This window comes from Actinomycetospora sp., from assembly GCF_036497585.1.
In the GTDB taxonomy this organism is placed as follows: domain Bacteria; phylum Actinomycetota; class Actinomycetes; order Mycobacteriales; family Pseudonocardiaceae; genus Actinomycetospora.
Genome location: NZ_DASXJD010000019.1, coordinates 1 through 18,496, shown reverse-complemented (window position 1 = coordinate 18,496; position 18,496 = coordinate 1). Strand labels below are relative to the sequence as shown.

Sequence of the window (18,496 nt, the reverse complement as noted above, 5' to 3'; positions counted from 1 at the left end):
GGAGGGCTCGGCGGACGATGTGGACCCGCTGTGACGGCCGGACCCCTCCACAGGACCCGGGTGTAGCTTCGCGGCCGTGTCCGATCAGTGGGACGGCCGGGGGCTTCCCCCGGTCGCCGCCGCGCGGGTCGAGCGGGCCGCATCCGGCGGACCGTGGACCTCGATGCTCACCGTGCCCTCCGCGGCCGGGCTCTCGGCCACCGAGTTCGAGCCGGTCGGTGAGGTGATGGGCTCGATCGTCCAGAACGTCGGCTGGAGCGGCTACGGCGGGTGCGGCGCCTGGGGCGCGGGCGGGTTCGGCGGTTACGGGGGCACCATGGGCCCCATGGCGCCGGTGCCCGCGTTCGGCCCCTACGTCGAGGCGCTGCGCCACGGGTACGACACCGCCATCGGGCGCATGCAGCTCGAGGCCGCCGGGATCGGGGCGGACGGCGTCGTCGGGGTCAGCCTCACCGCCGGGCCGTTCGACCAGGGCAGCCGTGAGTTCATGGCGCTCGGCACGGCCGTCCGCTCCACGCGCCCCCACGAGCGCCCGCCGCAGCCGTTCTGCACGGAGCTCGCCGGGCAGGACGTCGCCAAGCTCGTCGGGGCCGGGTGGCTGCCGGTGCGCATCGTCTACGGCATTGCGCTCTACATCCGCCACGACGACATGCGCACCCGCTCGCAGATGTCCTGGATGAGCGGCAACACCGAGGTCACCGGGTACTCCCATCTCGTGACCGCGGCTCGGGCCGAGGCGCGCCGCGACTTCACCCGCCGGGTCGCCGCTGCCGGCGCCGAGGGCGCGATCGTCTCCGACATGAGCCTCTGGATGCGCGAGATCGAACCCTCCGAGAACCACCGTGACCACGTCGCCGAGGCGACCGTGTTCGGCAACGCCCTGCTCGCCGTCGAGCACCCGACGGCGCCCTCGCGGTCGTCGTCGCTGACCTTCCTGCCGCTGCGCCCCACCCGGGAGGCACCGTGACCGACCCCGAAGCAGCCGCCAGGGAGGGCGTTGCGGGGGTTCCCTCCGACGCCATGCGCCGGCTGGCCCACATGCGCCCCGGCCAGGCGTCGAGCATGTTCACCTCCGACCTGACGGTGAACGAGTTCCTGCTCGTGCGCGAGGCCGGGTTCCGGCCGCTCGGGCTGGTGCTGGGCTCGAGCATCTACCACGTGGGGTTCCAGGTCGGGCGCTGGGGGAAGAACCAGGAGCTCGACACCCTGTCCCAGGCGATGTACCACGCCCGCGAGCTCGCGATGACCAGGATGGAGGCCGAGGCCGACCAGCTCGGCGCGGACGGGATCGTCGGGGTCCGGCTCGACATCGAGTTCAAGGAGTTCGGCAACGACCTCGCCGAGTTCATCGCCGTCGGGACGGCGGTCGCGGCCGAGAACCCGCCGCCCGGCGGGGCGAGCGGGGCGACGGGAACTCCGGGCGGCGGCTCCTGGCGCAACGTGCACCGCCAGCCGTTCACCTCGGACCTCTCCGGGCAGGACTTCTGGACGCTGATCCAGGCCGGGTACGCGCCGCTGGGCATGGTGATGGGCTCGTGCGTCTACCACATCGCCCACCAGGGGATGTTCCGCGCGATGAGCAACATCGGGCAGAACGTGGAGCTCCCGCAGTACACCGAGGGGCTCTACGACGCCCGCGAGCTCGCGATGAGCCGGATGCAGGCCGAGGCCGAGGCACTGCACGCCGAGGGCATCGTCGGGGTCCGGCTGCGCGCGCACGGCCACCGCTGGGGCGGGCACACCACGGAGTTCTTCGCGATCGGCACCGCCGTCCGCCCGCTGCGCGCCGACCACCACATCGCCACGCCGCAGCTCGTGCTGCCGTTGACGGACGGGTGACGGCATGGATCCCGACAATGCAGCTGAGCACGCCGACAGGGAGGGCCCCGGCTCCGGTCTCGAGCCGACCGGCCTCGGACCGGCGGCCGACGTCGCCCTGCTCGCCGCCGCGCTGCGCACCGACCGCGCCGACGTCGCCTCCTACGCCCGCGTCCTCTCCGGGGCCCTCGCTGACGCGCTGCCCCCCGGCACCGTCGAGGTCGGCTACCGCCGGGGTCTCGGTGACCGGCTGGCCGGCCGGGAGGGACGCGCCGAGTCGGTGCTCGTGCACGGCGAGGGTCGCGACCTGGAGCTGCGGGCCGACGGGGAGCGGGTGGACGCCGAGGTGCGGCGCGTCTCGGGCGGGGTGGTGATCCAGCGGCGTCGGGTCGACGTCGAGCAGTGGCTGCAGGCGCTGGCCGAGGACCTGTCCCGTATCGCGGCGCGAGACGCGGCGGCCCGGCAGGCATTCGAGCGGTTCCTGGGCACCAGACCCTGACCGGGCGGGGGCAGGATGAGGGCGTGACCCTTCGTCTCGCCCTCGCCGGAGAACCGCTGCCGCTGGTCGGGCGCGCCCGCGCCTACGTCTGCGGGATCACGCCCTACGACACCACGCACCTCGGCCACGCCGCCACCTTCGTGTGGGCCGACGTCGCCGCGCGGGTGCTGCGTCGCATCGGGGTCGAGGTCGAGATGTGCCGCAACGTCACCGACGTCGACGACGTCCTCGACGCCGCCGCCGAGCGCGCCGGCCGCCGCTTCGACAGCTTCGCGGCCGTGGGCCAGTTCCGGTTCGACCGCGACATGGCCGCTCTCGGGGTCCGGCCGCCGACGCACCAGCCGCGGGCGCACAACCACGTCGACGGCGTCGTCCGGCTGGCCTCCGCCCTGCTCGAGCGGGGCGTCGCCTACGAGCGGGACGGCGAGATCCTGTTCCGCGCCGCGGCGACCGGCCTCGACGTCGTCGAGGTGCCCCCGGACGCCTCCGAGGTCCCGCCGTCCCGGCGGGCCGAGGATCCCCGCGACCCGACGGTCTGGCGGCCCGCCACGCCGGGCGAGGCGGCCTGGCCGAGCCCCTGGGGCGAGGGGCGGCCCGGGTGGCACGCCGAGTGCGCCGCGATGGCGCTCTCCGTGCTCGGGCCCGCCGTCGACCTGCACGTCGGCGGCGCGGACCTGCGCCACCCGCACCACACCGGCATGGCCGCGATGGCCGAGGCCCTGACGGGGGTGCGGCCCTTCGCCCGGGCCCGGCTGCACGTCGGGACGGTGCGCGTCGACGGCGCGAAGATGGCGAAGTCGGCCGGCAACCTCGTGCTCGTCGCCGACCTGCTCGAGACCCACCCCGCCGCCGCGATCCGCCTGCTGCTGCTCGACCGGCCCTGGGATCGGCCCTGGGACCTCGCCCCGGGTGCGCTCGACGCGGCGGCGGGTCGCCTCGAGCGCCTGTTCGCCGCGGCCGCCCGGAACGCCGGGGGCGTCGCGACCGACGCCGTCGTCGCGGCACTGCTCGACGACCTCGACGTCCCCGCCGCCCTCGACATCGCGGAGAACGAGGGAGGAGAGGCCGCCCGGACGGCACTCTCGGTGCTCGGCCTGACCTGATCTCGGGGTGTTACGTGTGATACGCCTGTGACACGCGGGTCGGATGTGCGGAATTTCCGCCTTCCACTGCCTACGGTGTGCCGCGGGTGCGGCCGTCCGTCGCGCCGGGGGAGGCGGAGGAGGGCGTGATGCGCTGGGGCGGACCCGACGAGGTGACGCTGAAGCCGCCGGAGAAGGCCACGGTGGGGGCCGGTTCCGGCGAGGGGCCCCGGGCCGCCCGGTCGGGCTCCGGGGGGAAGGACGCCGGCACCACGGCGATGGCGGAGGCCCCGGCGAAGACGCCCGTCGAGGCGCCGGCCCCCCGCCGATCGCCCGAGAACGACCCCGACGATCCCCCGTCCCCGGCCGCCGCTGCCGGCCCGGCCGCGGACGGCCCGTCGGCGCCCGCGCCGGAGCGCCCCCCGGGCCCGCCGTCGCGACCGGGCCCGACGCGTCGGCCCGACGGCCCGCCCGAGGACCGGCGTCGACCGGGCGAGGGCCGTCGCCTGCCCTGGGGCCGACGCCCGTCGCCGGGGAAGCCGCGTGGCGAGACCCCACCTCCGGGCCCCGCGCCGTCGTCCGTCGACGCCGAGCGGCCCCCGATGCTGGGTGTCCCGCCATGGCGGACCGACGCTCCGGCGCGGTCGGCGAACGCGTCGAGTGCTGGGGAGACCGTGACCGATGGTCGGGGTTCCGCCGGCGGTTCCACCAGGGCATCCGCCGGCGCGGCGGCAGCAGGGGCAGGCGCGAGCGCGGCGTCGACCCGGCCGCGGACCCGCGCCACGCCTCCCCAGGACCGCCCCACCCTCCCCGCGGTGAAGCCCGCCGCCCGGCCCTCGGCGACCGCACCCGCCACCGCGAAGCCGATGACGAGCACGCCGTCGACGGGGGCCCCGGCCCGCTATTCGGCGCCATCGCCCACCCCGAAGCCGAAGCCGGCGGACACCCCGACCGAGCCGGACGCGGGGCGGACGCGACCCGCCGCCACCGAGGCGACGGAGAAGCCGGGACGGACGAACGCCGCCGCCGCGGCCGGAGCCGGAGTGAGGGGTGCAGTCGCGCTCGCGGGCAGCGCGACCACGGCCCGGCCCCGCACGGGCGACCGGCCGGGGACCACCGGCCCGGCGAACGTGCCGACCGAGCCGGACATGGTGCGGACCGAGCAGCCGGCGAAGCCCGCCGAGTCCGGGTCCCCGCGACCCGGTCCCACGGCATCGCCGGCGGCGGGCGCGGCGGCGAAGTCCGACGCCCCCACCGAGTCACCGCGACTCGTCGCGACCGAGACCACGGAGAAGCCGGGACGCAAGGCCGCCGCCGCCGCGGCCGGAGCTGCCGGGGCGGCGGGCGCGGCCGCGTCGGCGGGCATGATCACCGAGGCCCGGCCCGACACGGCCGACCAGCCGGAGCGCACCGGGAAGGGCCGGGAGAACGGTGCGGGTCCCGCCGGCGGGACGGCGACGGCGACGGCGACGGCGATCGGCTCCTCCACCGTCGACGAGCCGACGGCGGCCGAGCGCACCGACGCGATGGTCCCCGTCGCGGACCCCGAGGCTGCGCCGGGGGACGCCGAGCCGCGCCCGGGCGTCGCGCGGGACCGCCGCCGTCGTCGTCGGGTGCTCTTCGCCTTCGTGCTGGCGGCGCTCGTGCTGGCGGCGTTCCTCGGGCTCGTCGCCCTCATCACCGGGCACGACGACAGCTCCGCCCCGCCGCGGGCCGCCCCGAACCCGGTGCTGAGCGTCCCCGCCGCCGCGCCCGCTCCGCGCCCGGTCCCGCAACTGCCCCGCGGCGGCACGACGATCTTCCCGAACTACCGGGTGGTCGCCTACTACGGCACGGCCGACACCTCCCGGCTCGGGGTGCTCGGGACCGGCACCCCGCAGCAGGCGGCGGCGAGGCTCGAGCAGGCGGCGGCACCGTTCGCGACCCCCGGGCGGACGGTGCAGCCGGCGATGGAGCTCATCGTGGGGCTCGCGGACGGCGGACCCGGGCCCGACGGCGACTACCACCACGACATCGACCAGGGCGCCGCCGGGCGCTACCTCGCCGCCGCCCGTGCCGACAAGCAGCTGATGATCATCGACGTCCAGCCCGGGCGCACCGACTTCATGACCGCGGTCCGGCCCTGGGAGAACCTGCTGCGCGAGCCGGACGTCGGCCTCGCCCTCGACCCCGAGTGGCGGATGCCGCCCGGCGAGGTCCCGGGCAAGCAGATCGGCACGGTGGCCGCCGACGAGATCAACGAGGTCTCGACGTGGCTCGCGAACCTGGTGCAGGCGAACGACCTCCCCCAGAAGTTGTTCGTCGTGCACCAGTTCACCCCGAACATGATCACCAACCCGGAGCGGCTGCAGACGCCGCCGCAGCTCGCCGTCGTGCAGCACGTCGACGGCTTCGGGGCCCCGCCCAACAAGCTCGGCAAGTACAGGGAACTGCAGCGTCCGACGCAGATGCACCTGGGCTTCAAGCTCTTCTACACCCAGGACACGCCGATGCTGACCGCCGCGCAGGCGCTCGCCCTGCAGCCGGCCCCGGACCTCGTCACCTACCAGTAGCTCCCGCCGGGAGAACCGGTTCGCGGCACCTCGTTAGGCTCGCCGCATGGCACGAGGCGTCACGCGGATGTCCGATCTGTTCCTGCGCACCCTGCGCGAGGACCCGGCCGACGCCGAGGTGCCCAGCCACAAGCTGCTGGTGCGCGCCGGCTACGTGCGCCGGGTCGCGCCCGGCATCTACTCGTGGCTGCCGCTGGGCATGCGGGTCCTCAAGAACATCGAGCGCCTCGTGCGCGAGGAGATGGACGCCATCGGCGGGCAGGAGGTCCACTTCCCCGCGCTGCTGCCCAAGGAGCCCTACGAGGCGTCCGGGCGCTGGACCGAGTACGGGGACGCCCTGTTCCGGCTCAAGGACCGCAAGAAGGCGGACTACCTGCTCGGGCCGACCCACGAGGAGCTCTTCACGCTCATGGTGAAGGGCGAGACGTCGTCGTACCGGGACTTCCCGGTGATCCTCTACCAGGTCCAGACCAAGTACCGCGACGAGGAGCGGCCGCGCGCCGGCATCCTGCGCGGGCGCGAGTTCGTCATGAAGGACTCGTACTCGTTCGACCTCACCGACGAGGGGCTGGCCGAGTCCTACGCGGCGCACCGCCTCGCCTACCAGCGGCTGTTCTCCCGGCTCGGGCTCGAGGTGCAGATCGTCTCGGCGATGTCCGGGGCGATGGGCGGCTCGGCGTCGGAGGAGTTCCTGGCGCCCTGCGAGACGGGGGAGGACACCTACGTGCGCAGCCCGGAGTCGGGCTACGCCGCGAACGTCGAGGCCGTGACGACGCCGGCGCCGCCCGAGCAGTCGATCGCCGACAAGCCCGAGGCGGTCGTCTACGACACCCCGGACACCCCGACGATCGACACGCTCGTCGCGCACGTGAACACCCTCGGGCTGCGTGACGGATCCGGGGCCCGCACCTTCACCGCCGCGGACACGCTCAAGAACGTCATGGTGAAGACGAAGCTGCCCGGCGCCGCGGAGTGGACGCTGCTCGGGGTCGGCGTGCCCGGCGACCGCGAGGTCGACATGAAGCGCCTCGAGGCGTCGGTCTCGCCGGCCGAGGTGGCGCTCCTCGACGACGCCGACTTCGCCGCGAACCCCTTCCTCACCAAGGGCTACATCGGCCCGGTCGGCCTGGCCAAGAACGGCGTGCGCTACCTGGTCGACCCCCGCATCGTCACCGGGACCGCCTGGGTCACCGGCGCCGACGAGCACGGCCGCCACGTCGTCGACCTCGTCGCGGGCCGCGACTTCACCCCCGACGGCACCATCGAGGCCGCCGAGGTCCGCGAGGGCGACCCGTCGCCCGACGGCGTCGGCACCCTCGTCGCGGCGCGCGGCATCGAGATGGGCCACATCTTCCAGCTGGGCCGCAAGTACGCCGAGGCGCTCGGGCTCACCGCCGCCGGCGAGGACGGTCGGCCGGTGACGGTGACGATGGGCTCCTACGGGGTCGGCGTCTCCCGGGCGGTCGCCGCGATCGCCGAGCAGCACGCCGACGCCAAGGGCCTGGTGTGGCCGCGGGAGGTGGCGCCGTTCGACGTGCACCTCGTGATCGCCGGCAAGGACGCCGCCCAGTCCGCGGCCGCCGAGACCATCGCCGCCGGGCTCGCCGAGGCGGGCCTCGAGGTCCTGCTCGACGACCGCAAGGCCTCGCCCGGGGTGAAGTTCGCCGACGCCGAGCTGATCGGCGTGCCGACGTCGATCACCGTCGGGCGGGGCCTCGCGAACGGGGTGGTCGAGGTGACCGAGCGTGCCACCGGGGATCGGCGGGAGATCCCCGTCGACGAGGTCGTCGGGGGGCTGACCGGCGGGAGCTGAGCCGGGGTCAGGCCCGCCGTCGGGATGGCAGCAACGGCACGTTCCTGGCGTCTGACGTCAGAACGACGCCGTTCGCTCGCGCGACCCGTCGGCCCCGCACGGCAGCAACGGCACGATCCTGGCGTCCAGTGCCAGGACGGCGCCGTTCGCTCACGCGGGCTCGGCGACCGCTCGCCGGCGCTCCAGCCCCACGCTGACCGCGAACACCACGATGCCGAGCAGCGGCAGCGCGGCGCCCACCGCGGCCGGCGCGTCGTAGCCCAGCCCGGCGGCGAGGACCGCCCCGCCGAGGGCGGCGCCCAGGGCGTTGGCGACGTTGAACGCGGAGTGGAAGCTCGCCGCGGCCAGCGACGGTCCCTCGGCGGCGAAGTCGATGAGCCAGCCCATCAGCGCGGGCCCGGCCGACAGTCCGACGAAGCCGAGCGCGAAGAGCCCGATCGTCGCCGTCACGACCTGGTGCGCGCCGAACACGAACCCGACGAGCACCACCGAGTAGACGGCGAGGGCGATCGCGATCGTCAGACGCGGGGCGCGCTCGGCGAACCGCCCGCCGGCGACGTTCCCGATCGTCATGCCGATCCCGAGCGCGCCGAGCAGCAGCGGCACCGTCGAGGTCGAGACGCCGGCCTCGGCGGTGAGGATCGGGCTGATGTAGCTGTACACCGCGAACAGCCCGCCGAAGCCGGCGGCGATGACGCCGAGGGTCAGCCACACCTGGGGACGGGTGAGCGCGGTGAGCTCGCCGCGCAGGCTGCCGCCGCGGTCGTCGGCGGGGCTGGGCACCAGCGTCGTCACCGCCAGCACCGTGACCAGCGCGATCACGGTGACCGCGACGTAGGCGCTGCGCCAGCCGAAGGTGTCCCCGAGCCACGTCGCGGCCGGGACGCCGATGATGTTCGCGATGGTCAGCCCCAGCATCACCGTGGCCAGGGCGCGGGCGCGCCGCGCCGGGGGGACCAGCGACGAGCCGAGCACCGCGGCGGTGCCGAAGTACGCGCCGTGCGGCAGTCCGGCCAGGAAGCGCAGGCCCACGAACGGTAGGAACGCCGGCGCCAGCGCGGAGAGGGCGTTGAACACGACGAGGGCCACGGCGAGCGCCACGACCAGCCGCTTGCGCGGCCAGCGGGCCCCCACCAGGGCGATCAGGGGCGCGCCCACGACGACGCCGAGGGCGTACGCGCTGATCGCGATGCCCGCGGTCGGGACGGAGACGCCCAGGTCGGAGGCGAAGCCGGGCAGCACGCCCATGCTCGCGAACTCGGTGGTGCCGATCGCGAGGCCGCCGAGGGAGAGGGCGGCCAGGCTGACCCCGGCGGGGACGCGTCGTCGGGACGGGGCGGGGACGTCGGCCGGCGGGGCCGTCCCCGTCGTCGCGGTGGGCTCGACGGAAGTGCTCACGCTGTGGTCCTCCGGGCGGGGGTGCGGGGAACGAGGTCGGTGAGGTCGGACGAGGTGCTCTCCGGGTCGGGCTCGGCCCAGATCCGCCAGGAGCGCTCGACGGCGGCGTCGGGGTCGACCAGGGTGCCCTTCATGTCGAACAGGACCGCGGCGAACGCCTCGCCGGTGATCATGGTCCAACCCCTCCCCACGCTTTTCCTCGCTATCCGAGGATAATGAGGGCGTGGGAGTCGTGGGAAGCGGCGAGGGCACCGAACGCTGTGAGCCGTATCGCGCCCGGGTGGACCGGTGGCGGACCAGCGCGGCCGTGCTCGACGAGGTCCGCCGCTCGCCGGGACTGACCCGGGTCGAGCTCGCGACGCGGCTGAACCTGTCGAGCGCGACGACCACCGAGACGGTCGCCCGACTGCGCGATGTGGGCTGGCTCGCCGAGGAACGGGCCCCGGTGACCGGGCGGGGCCGCCCGACGACGTGCCTGCACCCCGCTCCCGGCGGCCCCCGCGTCCTCGCCCTCGACCTGCGCCACGAGGACTGGCGCCTGGCCGTCGCCGGCCTCGACGGGGTCCCGACGGTGCTGTGCGCCGGTCGGCGCGGGGACGACCTCTCGGAGCAGCTGGCGCGCGCGATCGGCGCAGTCTCCGAGGGAGCGAACGGCACGCCCGCTCCGCGAGGGGGCCGGCCGCTCGCCCTCGGGCTCGCCGCACCCGCCCCGCTCTCCGACGACGTCTTCGTCCGCGCCACCGAGCTGGACTGGGGCCCCGTCGCCGCCGACCTCCTCGGCGGACCGGGCCGGCCCGGCATCCCGGTGCTGCCCGGGAACGACGCCACCCTCGCCGGGCTCGCCGAGGCCCGCTCCGGGGCGGCCTCGGGGGCGGGGACGGCGCTGTCGCTCACAGTGGAGGTCGGGATCGGCGGCACCCTGCTCCTCGACGGGCGCCCGCAGCTCGGTGCCCACGGCGCGGCGGGGGAGTACGGCCACATGCCCTTCGGGGATCCGGCGATCGCCTGCGCGTGCGGCGCCTGGGGCTGCTGGGCGCCGGAGCTCGACGGGCGCGCGCTCGCCCGGCACCTCGGCGCCGACCCGCCCGTCGACCCGCGGACCTACGCGGCCCACGTCCTCGACCGGGCGGACGCGGGCGACGACGCCGCGGCCGGGGCCGTCGCCCGGGTGGCGGCCGCGCTGGGCCGGGGTGTGGCCGGGCTGGTGAACGCGCACGACCCCGAGGTCGTGGTCCTGGGCGGCCTCGCCCCGCGGCTGCGGGGACCGGCGTTCGACGAGGCCTACCGCCGCGGGCTCATGGGCTACCGGCGCGCCGACCCCACGCCGGTGCGGGACGGCGTGCACGGCGACGACGCCCCCCTGCGCGGCGCCGTCGCGCTCGCCCTCGACGACGTCACGAGCGCGGAGGGGCTGGCCCGCCCGGCGGTGTGACCCCCTCGGCGGTGGCGCCCGGCGACACGATCGGCCTACCGTTCCCGACGTGCCGGCCGAGCGGGATCTCGACGCCGCCCGCGCCCGCTTCCTGCGCGGTGGCCGGACGGCGCTCGCCCCGGACGAGGTGCGCGCGGAGGTCCTCGCGTCCTGGGAACGCTGTGCGGACGCCCCCCGGGGCGCGCCGGCCCCGTTCGTCGGGCACCAGGACGGCGGACCGCTGGTCGCCTCGGCCGACGCGGTTCTGTCCGCCTTCGCGGCGGAGAATCCCGACGCCGGGTGCGCGGTCGGCCTCGTCGGCGACGACGGGACGGTGCGGGTCCGCCGCGACACCGCTTCCGCACCCGCCGAGCTCCTCGACGCCGCGGGGTGGGTGCCCGGCCACCGCCACGACGAGCGCTCGGTCGGCACGACGGCCGCCGGGCTCGTCCGCCACACCCGCGGCCCGGCGCTCGTCGAGGGCCCGGAGCACCTGCACCCGGCCCTCCGGGTCCTGCGCGACGCGGCCGCCCCGGTCACCCTCGGCGCCCACCGGGCCGCGGTCGTCGTCGTCACCCACGCCTCCGAACGCGGCGGCACGGCGGCCGCGCTCGCCCGGACGCTCGCCGCGGCCGTCGTCGAGCACGAGGAGCGGGTGGCGCACCGGCGCGTGCTCGCGGTGCACGACGCGGTGGCCGGCCTGCGGGCCGACGGGGTGCCGTGGGTGCTCGCGACCGCGGGCGAGGACCTGTGGGTGGGCCGGGGCGCGCAGGCCCTCGCCCCACCCGACCAGCAGGCGCTGCACGACCTGCTCACCGCGAGCGTCCTGCTCGACGAGACCGGCGCGGACCGCCACCTCGACCTGCCGTCGGGGCTCTGCGCCGAGGTGCGGGTGCACGAGGTGCGCGGCGTCGACGGCGAGGTGCTCGGCGCGGTCCTCGGGGGCGCGCCGGTGGAGGTCCACGTCGCGGCCGGCCGCACGTCGACGGCGGCCCGCGAGGCCCGCCGGCGCCAGGGCTCCCACGTCGCGCCCACCACCCGCCGCGACTTCGCCGCCGACCTGCACCGCGGCCCCGCGGCGGCCGCGTCCGAGGAGGCCCGGCTGCGGGCGAACCAGGAGCTCTTCAGCCCCTACGTCCGGGCCCGCCGCGATGCCACCGCGACGCTCGCGCACCGTCGTCACCTGCTGCTCGTCGGGGAGACCGGGGTCGGGAAGCGCACGCTGGCCCGCGAGCGGTTCGGCCACCTCTTCCCGCACGGCACCTCGACCACGATCGACTGCTCCACCCTCGGCGAGGCCCACGACGTGCCCGTCGACGATCCCGGGGCCGAGGTGCACCTCGTCCTGCTCGACGGCGTCCACACCCTCACCCCGCGCAGCGCGCGCCGGCTCGACGAGGCACTGCGGCCGCTCACGGTGGTGCCGGGCCGCGTGATCGTGGTCGGTTGCCTCGACAGCGCGTCGGTCGACGCCGGCCGGCCGTACGGGCTGCTGCTGCGCCACTTCCACGAGACGGTCCGGGTGCCGGCGCTGCGCCACCGCTCCGACGAGCTCGCCGAGATCGCCCGCTCGGTGCTGCGCTCGACGACGGGGGCCCGGTCGCTGCGGCTGTCCCACCAGGTGGTCCGGGTGCTCGAGGGCTACTCCTGGCCGGGGAACATCGCCGAGCTCGAGGACGTGCTGCGCTACGTCGTGACCCGCAAGCCGGTCGGGGTGGTGCAGCCGCCCGACCTGCCGGCGTTCTGTTTCACCAGCGCGCCCCGGCTGACGATGCTCGAGACCGCGCAGGCCGACGCGATCATCCACGCGCTCTACGAGACCCGCGGGAACCGCTACAAGGCGGCCGCGATGCTCGGCATCGCCCGGTCGTCGCTCTACCGCAAGATCGACGCGTTCGGGATCAGCTACATCGCGTAGGTGTCCCGGAACCGGGACAGTAGGGGTTCCGCGGCGCCGCGGGGCCGGGGCCGGTCGTCTCGATATCGGACAGTCCGGGTGTGTCCCGCGCCACTAGCGTCGGTCGGGTCGCAGCGCAGCCACGGAGGTCGACCCCATGAAGGCTCTTGTCTACCACGGTCCCGGCTCGAAGGCCTGGGAGGACGTCCCCGACGCCCGCGTCCAGGAGCCGACGGACGTCGTCGTGAAGGTCGACACGACGACGATCTGCGGCACCGACCTGCACATCCTGCAGGGCGACGTCGCCGCGGTCACCGACGGCCGCATCCTGGGGCACGAGGCGGTCGGGACGATCACCGAGATCGGCGACGCGGTCCGCGGGTTCTCGGTGGGCGACCGGGTGCTCGTCCCGGCGATCACCAAGTGCGGGCGCTGCGAGTACTGCCAGCGCGGGATGCCCTCGCACTGCCAGACCGTCGGCGGCATCGGATGGATCTTCGGCCACCTCATCGACGGCACCCAGGCCGAGTACGTCCGGGTGCCCTACGCGGACACCTCGCTCTACGCCGTGCCGGACTCGGTCACCAACGAGCAGGCGATCTTCCTCGCGGACTCGCTCCCGACCGGCTACGAGGTCGGGGTGCTCGCCGGCGGGGTGCGTCCGGGCAACACGGTCGCGGTGGTCGGAGCGGGCGCGGTGGGCCTGTCGGCGGTCCTCACGACGGGGCTGTGGGGCGCCTCCAAGGTCATCGCGATCGACTCGAACAAGTTCCGCCTGGAGCGTGCGCTCGAGTTCGGGGCGACCGACGCGATCGAGGTCGGGCCGGGCACCGTCTCCGACGTCGTCGGGCTGACCGACGGGCTCGGCGTCGACGTGGCGATCGAGGCGGTCGGCTACCCGGAGACGCTGCTGACGGCGGCGTCCCTGGTGCGCCCCGGCGGCACCATCGCGAACGTCGGTGTGCACGGCACCCCCGTCGAGCTCCCGATGCAGGACATGTGGATCTCGAACGTGTCGCTGACGATGGGCCTGGTCGACACGGTCTCGATCCCGACGCTGCTCAAGATGGTCGCGAGCGGGCGCATCCCGGCCGAGAAGATGGGCACGCACTCGTTCACCTTCGACCAGATCGACGAGGCCTACGACGTGTTCGGCAACGCCGCGGCCAACCTCGCGCTCAAGGTCGTCATCACCCCCTGAGCGCCTCGGGAGGAACCCGCCGAGTGGACCTCAGGGGCAGCGGCGACAGCCGCGGGGGTCCACTCGGCGAGGGGCTCAAGCCCCTCAGGCAGGGGTGCGCAGATCGGCTGCCGGGAACGGCGGGAGCACGTCCGCCCGCATCGAGGCCCGCCCGGCCAGGCGCCACGCCCGCGCGACGAGGTCGGCGTCCTCGTCGGTGACGAGGTTGCCCATGACGCGCAGGGCCACCGTCATGAGGGCCCGCGAGCGCATCCCGACCGGACCCGCCAGCGGCAGCAGCCGCGGCGTCGTCAGCAGGCCCGCCAGCCGGCGGGCGATGGAGAAGGCCGAGCCGTAGTGGCGGCGCAGGGTCGCGGGCCAGGCGAGGGTGAGATCGTCCTCGCCGAGCAGGTCCACCACGGTGCGGCCGGTCTCGAGCCCGTAGTCGATGCCCTCGCCGTTGAGCGGGTTCACGCACCCGGCGGCGTCCCCGACGAGCGCCCAGTTGCAGCCCGCCACGTGGGAGACGGCGCCGCCCATGGGCAGCAGCGCCGAGGCGACGTCGCGGACCTCGCCGTCGAGCTGCCAGTCCTCCCGGCGCTGCGCCGCGTAGTGCTCGATGAGCGAGCGCAGCCGGATGTTCGCGGGCCGGGCCTCGGTGGCGAGCGTCCCGACCCCGATGTTCACGTGCCCGTCGTGCAGCGGGAACACCCAGCCGTAGCCGGAGAGCACCTCGTTCTCCGCGCCGCGCAGCTCCAGGTGCGAGGAGATCCACTCGTCGTCGTGGCGCCCGGAGCGGACGTAGGCGCGGGCGGCGACGCCGTAGGCGGTGTCGTGGTGCCAGACCCGCCCGAGCACCCGGCCGAGCGTCGAGCGGGCGCCGTCGGCGACGACGAGGCGGCGGCAGGAGATCGTGTGCGAGCCCTGGTCGGTCGAGAACACGACGCCCGACACCCGGTCGCCGTCGCGCTCGACGTCGACGGCCCGCGCGCCCTCGACGCCGACCGCGCCGCGCTCGAGCGCCGCGGACCGGATCCGGGTGTCGAGCTCGGTGCGCGCGACCGCGCCGCCGTGCGCCGGCAGCGATCCGCCGGGCCAGGGCAGTTCGAGCAGCTGCCCGAACCCCGCCGCCCGCAGCCCCCGGTTCTCGCCGCGCCCGCGCACCCAGTCACCCAGGCCCAGGTGCTGCAGCTCGGCGATGGCGCGCGGGGTCAGGCCGTCGCCACAGGCCTTGTCGCGGGGGAAGACGGCGGCGTCGGCGAGGACGACGTCGTGGCCGGCCTCGGCGGCGCGGGCCGCGGCGGCGGACCCGGCGGGGCCGGCGCCCACGACGAGGACGTCGGTGCGGGTCGGGGTGGTCACGAGGTCCACCATGCCGAGGATGCGTCCGGCGCGCTCAGCCCGCGAGCAGGCTGAGACGCACGCGACGCGTCGGGTTGTCGCCGTTGGTGTCCACCAGGCACACCGACTGCCACGTCCCCAGCGCCATCCGACCGCCGAGCACCGGGATCGAGAGCGACGGGCTGATCAGCGCGGGCAGGACGTGGTCGCGCCCGTGGCCGGGGGAGCCGTGGCGGTGGCCCCAGCGGTCGTCGGCGGGGAGGAGCTCGCGCAGCTGGTGGAGCAGGTCGTCGTCACTGCCCGCCCCGGTCTCGATGACGGCGAGGCCCGCGGTGGCGTGCGGGACGAAGACGTGCAGCAGGCCGTCGCTGCCGCCGTCGCCGTCGGACAGGAACCGCTCGCACTCCCGGGTGATGTCGCGGACCGCCTCGTCACCACCGGTCCGGATCTCGATCTCCTCGCTGCGCATCACCTGCGAGCCTACGGCGCGCCCGGGTGCGCCAGAATCGCCCGGCCCGCGCCCGAGAAGAGAGGACCACGCCCATGAGCGGTCACGCCGGAGTCGCCGTGGTCACGGGAGCCGGGCGCGGCATCGGCGCCGGCATCGCCCGGGCCCTCTCGGCGCGCGGCCACCACGTCGTCGTCACCGACGTGGACGCCGACGCCGCGCGGACGACCGCCGACGCCCTCGACGGCCCCGCCACCGCGATGCCCCTCGACGTCCGCGACCCGTCCGCCCACCGCGCGGTCGCCCTTGCTGCGGCCGACCTCGGCGAGGTCACGGTCTGGGTCAACAACGCCGGGGTGCTCTCCACCGCCCCGGTGTGGGAGTCCACCGACGCCGAGGTCACCGCCACGATCGAGATCAACACCCTCGGCGTGGTCCACGGGTGCCGCGCCGCCGTCGACGTCATGCGCCGCGGCGACGTCCTCAACGTGGTGTCGCTGTCGGGACTCGGCCCCACGCCCGGGCTCGCGATCTACGGCGCCAGCAAGGCGGCCGCGCTGTCCTACTCGCAGGCGCTGCACATCGAGATGGGGGCGGCGCGGCGCCCGATCCGGGTACGGGCGCTGTGCCCCGACGCGGTGAGCACCGACCTGCTGCACGCCGTCTCCGACCGGCCGAGCTCGGCGCTGCTGTTCACCGGGCCGCGCGTGCTCGGGGTCGACGAGGTCGTCGAGGGCGCGATGGACCTGCTCTCGTCGCGGCGCCAGCTCAAGGTCCTGCCGGCGTGGCGCGGATGGCTCACCCGGACACAGTCCGTGCTCCCGGCTGCCGCCAGGTACCTGACCCCCGTGGTCGCCCGCGTCGGTGAACGGCGCCGTCCGGTGAGGTGACCGGCCGAGCGGTCCGGGGGTCGTGACATCTCCGTGATCTCACGGGCTACGGTGTGCGCCGGTCGTCTTCCCCCGATCGTGGAGGCCGGATGCTCCTCGTCGCCCCCGATCCCCGCCTGGGGATCGCGCCGGAGCGCATCAGCCGGGTCCGCACCCTGCTCGACGGGCTGCCGACCGCCCCCGGGCTCGCGGTCGCGCTGCCCGGCGGCCCCGACGGGGAGCTCGACGCGGTGGTGCTGCGTCCCGACGGCGTCCTCGGGCTCGTCCCGGCCTCGGCGTCGCGTCGGGTGGGGGTGGGTGCGGGGTCCGGCTCGGGCTCCGGGGGAGCGGGCTCGCAGGAGCTCGCCGCCGCGGAGATCGATCGGCTACTGGCCCTCGCCGACCCCACCCCGACCGCCCCGCGCCAGGTCGTCCCCATCGTCGACCGCCGCCCCCCGGCCCGGCCGCGCCAGGAGGACCCAGAACGCACCGACGAGGACACCGGCGTGGGCGTCGCGACGGCGGCCCGGCTGGTGCTGACCGCGTCGGCGGGACCGACCGTGCTCGACGCCGCCGAGGTCCGTCGCCTCCTTGCCGCGTGGCGCCTCGCGGAGTTCGTGCCGGACGGCGCCGACCTGGGCGCCGCGGGCTTCCCCGGTGCCGTTCCCGACGGCGGGTCCGGGCGCGCCCGGGCGGGGGCGGCGTCGGCGTCGTCCGGCCCGACGCCCTACCCGGCCGCGCCGAACCCGCTGTCGTCGAACCCGCTGTCGTCGAACCCGCCGCCGCACCCGTCGTCCGACCCGGGCTCGTCGCACCCCGGCTCGTCGCACTCGTCGACGCCGCCGGTGCCCGTCGCGCGGTCGTCGTTCGCCTCGAGCCCGGGCGGTGCGCTGGAGCCGGCCGCGCCGCGGACGGACGTCCTCACCGATGCCGACCAGCACCCCTCCCGGCCCCCGACGGCCCCGATGCCGGCCACCCCGGACCCGGTGCGCGACGCCGCGCAGGCCTCCCTCGGACCGTGGGTGTCCGACGCCGGGAGCGGCCCGCGGCGTCGTCAGGACCGCCGGGCCCGTCGGCTCGTCCCCGCGGGCTGGCTACGCACCTGGCGGGGGCTGGGGGTGACCGCCGCGGCGACCTTCGCCGTCGCGCTCGGCATCGCCGTGCTCGTGGTGCGCGGTGTCTCACCCGCTCCCGAGGACGTGTCCGCCCAGCCGGTGCGGGTCGTCGACGGGGTGTCGTGGACCCAGCGCGTCGTGACCACCGACCCCAGTTGCGAGGGGCACGCCTACGGCCAGGCGGTGCAGTTCCTGCGCCAGCACCCCTGCGCCCAGCTCGACCGTTCGTTGTGGTCCGGCGACGTGGGCGGCAGCCCGACGGTCGCGTCTGTGGCCGTGGTGCGGATGGCCGACGCGGCCTCGGCGGCGGCGTTCAAGTCGCTGGTCGACTCCTCGGGCACGGGCAACGTCGCCGACCTGCTGCGCGAGGGCAAGGGCTTCCCGGGGGCGCCGGCCTCGATGTCGGCCAGCGCCGGCTACGGGTCGGCGCAGGTGGGGGAGTCGGTGGTGGTCGCCGAGACCACGACGGGCGCCGGGGCGGCGCCGGTCGGGGAGAGCGCGCTGGACCAGATCGCCCGTCAGGCGCTCGGGCTGCGCTGATCACGGCTCGCGTGGTGATGTGATACACATCACAAATAGCTGGTGGCTCGACCTGGGCTGATGCGGGGGTGACTGTCGGACCCTCGAACTAGTGTGCGAATCATGACAGCGGCGGTGGACGCTCCCGGCGGGGCGGGTGGTGCGGGTGGGCGGTTCGCGGACCCGCGTCCCGGCCCGGAGCTGACCGCGGCGCTGCTGGGTGATCCCGCTTCGCTGGTGGGGCGGGAGGTGGAGGCCGGGCTGGTGGGCGCGTTCCGCGCCGCCAACCACGCCGCCTGGGCCCGCTGTCGTTGGCTGCTCGAGGCCTGTTGTGCGCGGGCCGGGCGCACCGCTCGGGTGGGGCTGGAGGCGAGGGCGGCGTTGATCGCGGCGGCGGCGTTGCACTGGTCGCCGTCGATGGCCGCGGCAAGGGTGGAGTTCGCCCGTCAGGTGCTGGTGCGGCTGCCGGCGTTGGGGGAGCAGATGCGCCTGGGGCTGCTCGAGGAGCGTCGCGCGGAGATCATCGTCAACACCGTCCGGGAGCTCGACGACGC

General features: G+C 75.7%; 17 protein-coding genes. 12 read left to right on the top strand and 5 right to left on the bottom strand.

From position 1 onward, the window contains the following. The first annotated feature begins 76 nt into the window (after positions 1-76). The 4 genes from VGH76_RS01860 to VGH76_RS01845 are packed head-to-tail and all read left to right on the top strand — an operon-like array spanning position 77 to position 3,420. Entirely contained in the window at positions 77-967 is an 891-nt protein-coding gene (locus VGH76_RS01860; RefSeq protein ID WP_331554900.1) for a heavy metal-binding domain-containing protein, read from the top strand. Next, positions 964-1,839, top strand: coding sequence for a heavy metal-binding domain-containing protein (locus VGH76_RS01855; protein WP_331554899.1), 876 nt, complete (start codon positions 964-966; stop codon positions 1,837-1,839). The genes VGH76_RS01860 and VGH76_RS01855 overlap by 4 nt, the downstream gene beginning before the upstream one ends. A 4-nt stretch (positions 1,840-1,843) precedes the next feature. Further along, the gene (locus VGH76_RS01850; RefSeq protein WP_331554898.1) at positions 1,844-2,317 is read left to right on the top strand and encodes a hypothetical protein; all 474 of its coding nucleotides are present in this window, start codon (positions 1,844-1,846) and stop codon (positions 2,315-2,317) included. A 23-nt stretch (positions 2,318-2,340) separates the two neighbouring features. Further along, positions 2,341-3,420 (top strand): class I tRNA ligase family protein, encoded by a 1,080-nt coding sequence (locus tag VGH76_RS01845; protein ID WP_331554897.1) that lies wholly within the window; start codon positions 2,341-2,343, stop codon positions 3,418-3,420. 880 nt (positions 3,421-4,300) lie between these two features. On the opposite strand, the gene VGH76_RS01840 is transcribed toward VGH76_RS01845, so the two are convergent. Next, complete coding sequence (locus VGH76_RS01840; protein ID WP_331554896.1) at positions 4,301-4,549, bottom strand: hypothetical protein; 249 nt, start codon at positions 4,547-4,549, stop codon at positions 4,301-4,303. Here VGH76_RS01840 and VGH76_RS01835 point away from each other — a divergent pair. Continuing rightward, positions 4,548-5,951 carry a hypothetical protein gene (locus tag VGH76_RS01835; RefSeq protein ID WP_331554895.1) on the top strand — a complete coding sequence of 468 codons (1,404 nt, stop codon included), beginning with the start codon at positions 4,548-4,550 and terminating at the stop codon, positions 5,949-5,951. The genes VGH76_RS01840 and VGH76_RS01835 overlap by 2 nt on opposite strands. A 46-nt stretch (positions 5,952-5,997) precedes the next feature. Beyond that, the gene (locus tag VGH76_RS01830) at positions 5,998-7,764 is read left to right on the top strand and encodes a proline--tRNA ligase (RefSeq protein ID WP_331554894.1); all 1,767 of its coding nucleotides are present in this window, start codon (positions 5,998-6,000) and stop codon (positions 7,762-7,764) included. 150 nt (positions 7,765-7,914) lie between these two features. Here the strand turns inward: VGH76_RS01830 and VGH76_RS01825 are convergent, their stop codons facing one another. Further along, a complete protein-coding gene (locus tag VGH76_RS01825) occupies positions 7,915-9,162 on the bottom strand; it encodes an MFS transporter (RefSeq protein ID WP_331554892.1) in 1,248 nt (415 codons plus the stop codon). Then, complete coding sequence (locus VGH76_RS01820; RefSeq protein ID WP_331554891.1) at positions 9,159-9,335, bottom strand: hypothetical protein; 177 nt, start codon at positions 9,333-9,335, stop codon at positions 9,159-9,161. The genes VGH76_RS01825 and VGH76_RS01820 overlap by 4 nt, the downstream gene beginning before the upstream one ends. Positions 9,336-9,385: 50 nt before the next feature. On the opposite strand from VGH76_RS01820, the gene VGH76_RS01815 reads away from it, so the two are divergent. From VGH76_RS01815 to VGH76_RS01805, 3 genes are all read left to right on the top strand, one after another. Beyond that, positions 9,386-10,594 (top strand): ROK family transcriptional regulator, encoded by a 1,209-nt coding sequence (locus VGH76_RS01815; protein ID WP_331554890.1) that lies wholly within the window; start codon positions 9,386-9,388, stop codon positions 10,592-10,594. Between the two features lie 49 nt (positions 10,595-10,643). Then, positions 10,644-12,491, top strand: a complete 1,848-nt coding sequence (locus tag VGH76_RS01810; RefSeq protein WP_331554889.1) for a helix-turn-helix domain-containing protein — start codon at positions 10,644-10,646, stop codon at positions 12,489-12,491. Between the two features lie 136 nt (positions 12,492-12,627). Next, positions 12,628-13,671 (top strand): alcohol dehydrogenase catalytic domain-containing protein, encoded by a 1,044-nt coding sequence (locus tag VGH76_RS01805; RefSeq protein WP_331554888.1) that lies wholly within the window; start codon positions 12,628-12,630, stop codon positions 13,669-13,671. 84 nt (positions 13,672-13,755) lie between these two features. Here VGH76_RS01805 and VGH76_RS01800 read toward each other — a convergent pair whose 3' ends face one another. After that, the gene (locus tag VGH76_RS01800; protein WP_331554887.1) at positions 13,756-15,012 is read right to left on the bottom strand and encodes a geranylgeranyl reductase family protein; all 1,257 of its coding nucleotides are present in this window, start codon (positions 15,010-15,012) and stop codon (positions 13,756-13,758) included. Between the two features lie 34 nt (positions 15,013-15,046). After that, complete coding sequence (locus tag VGH76_RS01795) at positions 15,047-15,460, bottom strand: secondary thiamine-phosphate synthase enzyme YjbQ (RefSeq protein WP_331554886.1); 414 nt, start codon at positions 15,458-15,460, stop codon at positions 15,047-15,049. Positions 15,461-15,534: 74 nt separating this feature from the next. On the opposite strand from VGH76_RS01795, the gene VGH76_RS01790 reads away from it, so the two are divergent. The 3 genes from VGH76_RS01790 to VGH76_RS01780 all read left to right on the top strand — a co-directional run. Then, the gene (locus VGH76_RS01790; protein ID WP_331554885.1) at positions 15,535-16,329 is read left to right on the top strand and encodes an SDR family NAD(P)-dependent oxidoreductase; all 795 of its coding nucleotides are present in this window, start codon (positions 15,535-15,537) and stop codon (positions 16,327-16,329) included. A gap of 89 nt (positions 16,330-16,418) precedes the next feature. Further along, entirely contained in the window at positions 16,419-17,963 is a 1,545-nt protein-coding gene (locus tag VGH76_RS01785; protein WP_331554884.1) for a hypothetical protein, read from the top strand. Between the two features lie 102 nt (positions 17,964-18,065). Further along, on the top strand, positions 18,066-18,496 hold a 431-nt coding region (locus VGH76_RS01780; protein WP_331554883.1), incomplete at its 3' end, for a DUF222 domain-containing protein.

Excerpts from the sequence above, each read along its gene's own strand:
- VGH76_RS01850 (WP_331554898.1), top strand. The coding sequence starts at position 1,844 with ATGGATCCCGACAATGCAGCTGAGCACGCCGACAGGGAGGGCCCCGGC.
- VGH76_RS01835 (WP_331554895.1), top strand. The coding sequence starts at position 4,548 with ATGGTGCGGACCGAGCAGCCGGCGAAGCCCGCCGAGTCCGGGTCCCCG.
- VGH76_RS01840 (WP_331554896.1), bottom strand. The coding sequence starts at position 4,549 with ATGTCCGGCTCGGTCGGCACGTTCGCCGGGCCGGTGGTCCCCGGCCGG.
- VGH76_RS01830 (WP_331554894.1), top strand. The coding sequence starts at position 5,998 with ATGGCACGAGGCGTCACGCGGATGTCCGATCTGTTCCTGCGCACCCTG.
- VGH76_RS01820 (WP_331554891.1), bottom strand. The coding sequence starts at position 9,335 with ATGATCACCGGCGAGGCGTTCGCCGCGGTCCTGTTCGACATGAAGGGC.
- VGH76_RS01805 (WP_331554888.1), top strand. The coding sequence starts at position 12,628 with ATGAAGGCTCTTGTCTACCACGGTCCCGGCTCGAAGGCCTGGGAGGAC.
- VGH76_RS01795 (WP_331554886.1), bottom strand. The coding sequence starts at position 15,460 with ATGCGCAGCGAGGAGATCGAGATCCGGACCGGTGGTGACGAGGCGGTC.
- VGH76_RS01790 (WP_331554885.1), top strand. The coding sequence starts at position 15,535 with ATGAGCGGTCACGCCGGAGTCGCCGTGGTCACGGGAGCCGGGCGCGGC.
- VGH76_RS01785 (WP_331554884.1), top strand. The coding sequence starts at position 16,419 with ATGCTCCTCGTCGCCCCCGATCCCCGCCTGGGGATCGCGCCGGAGCGC.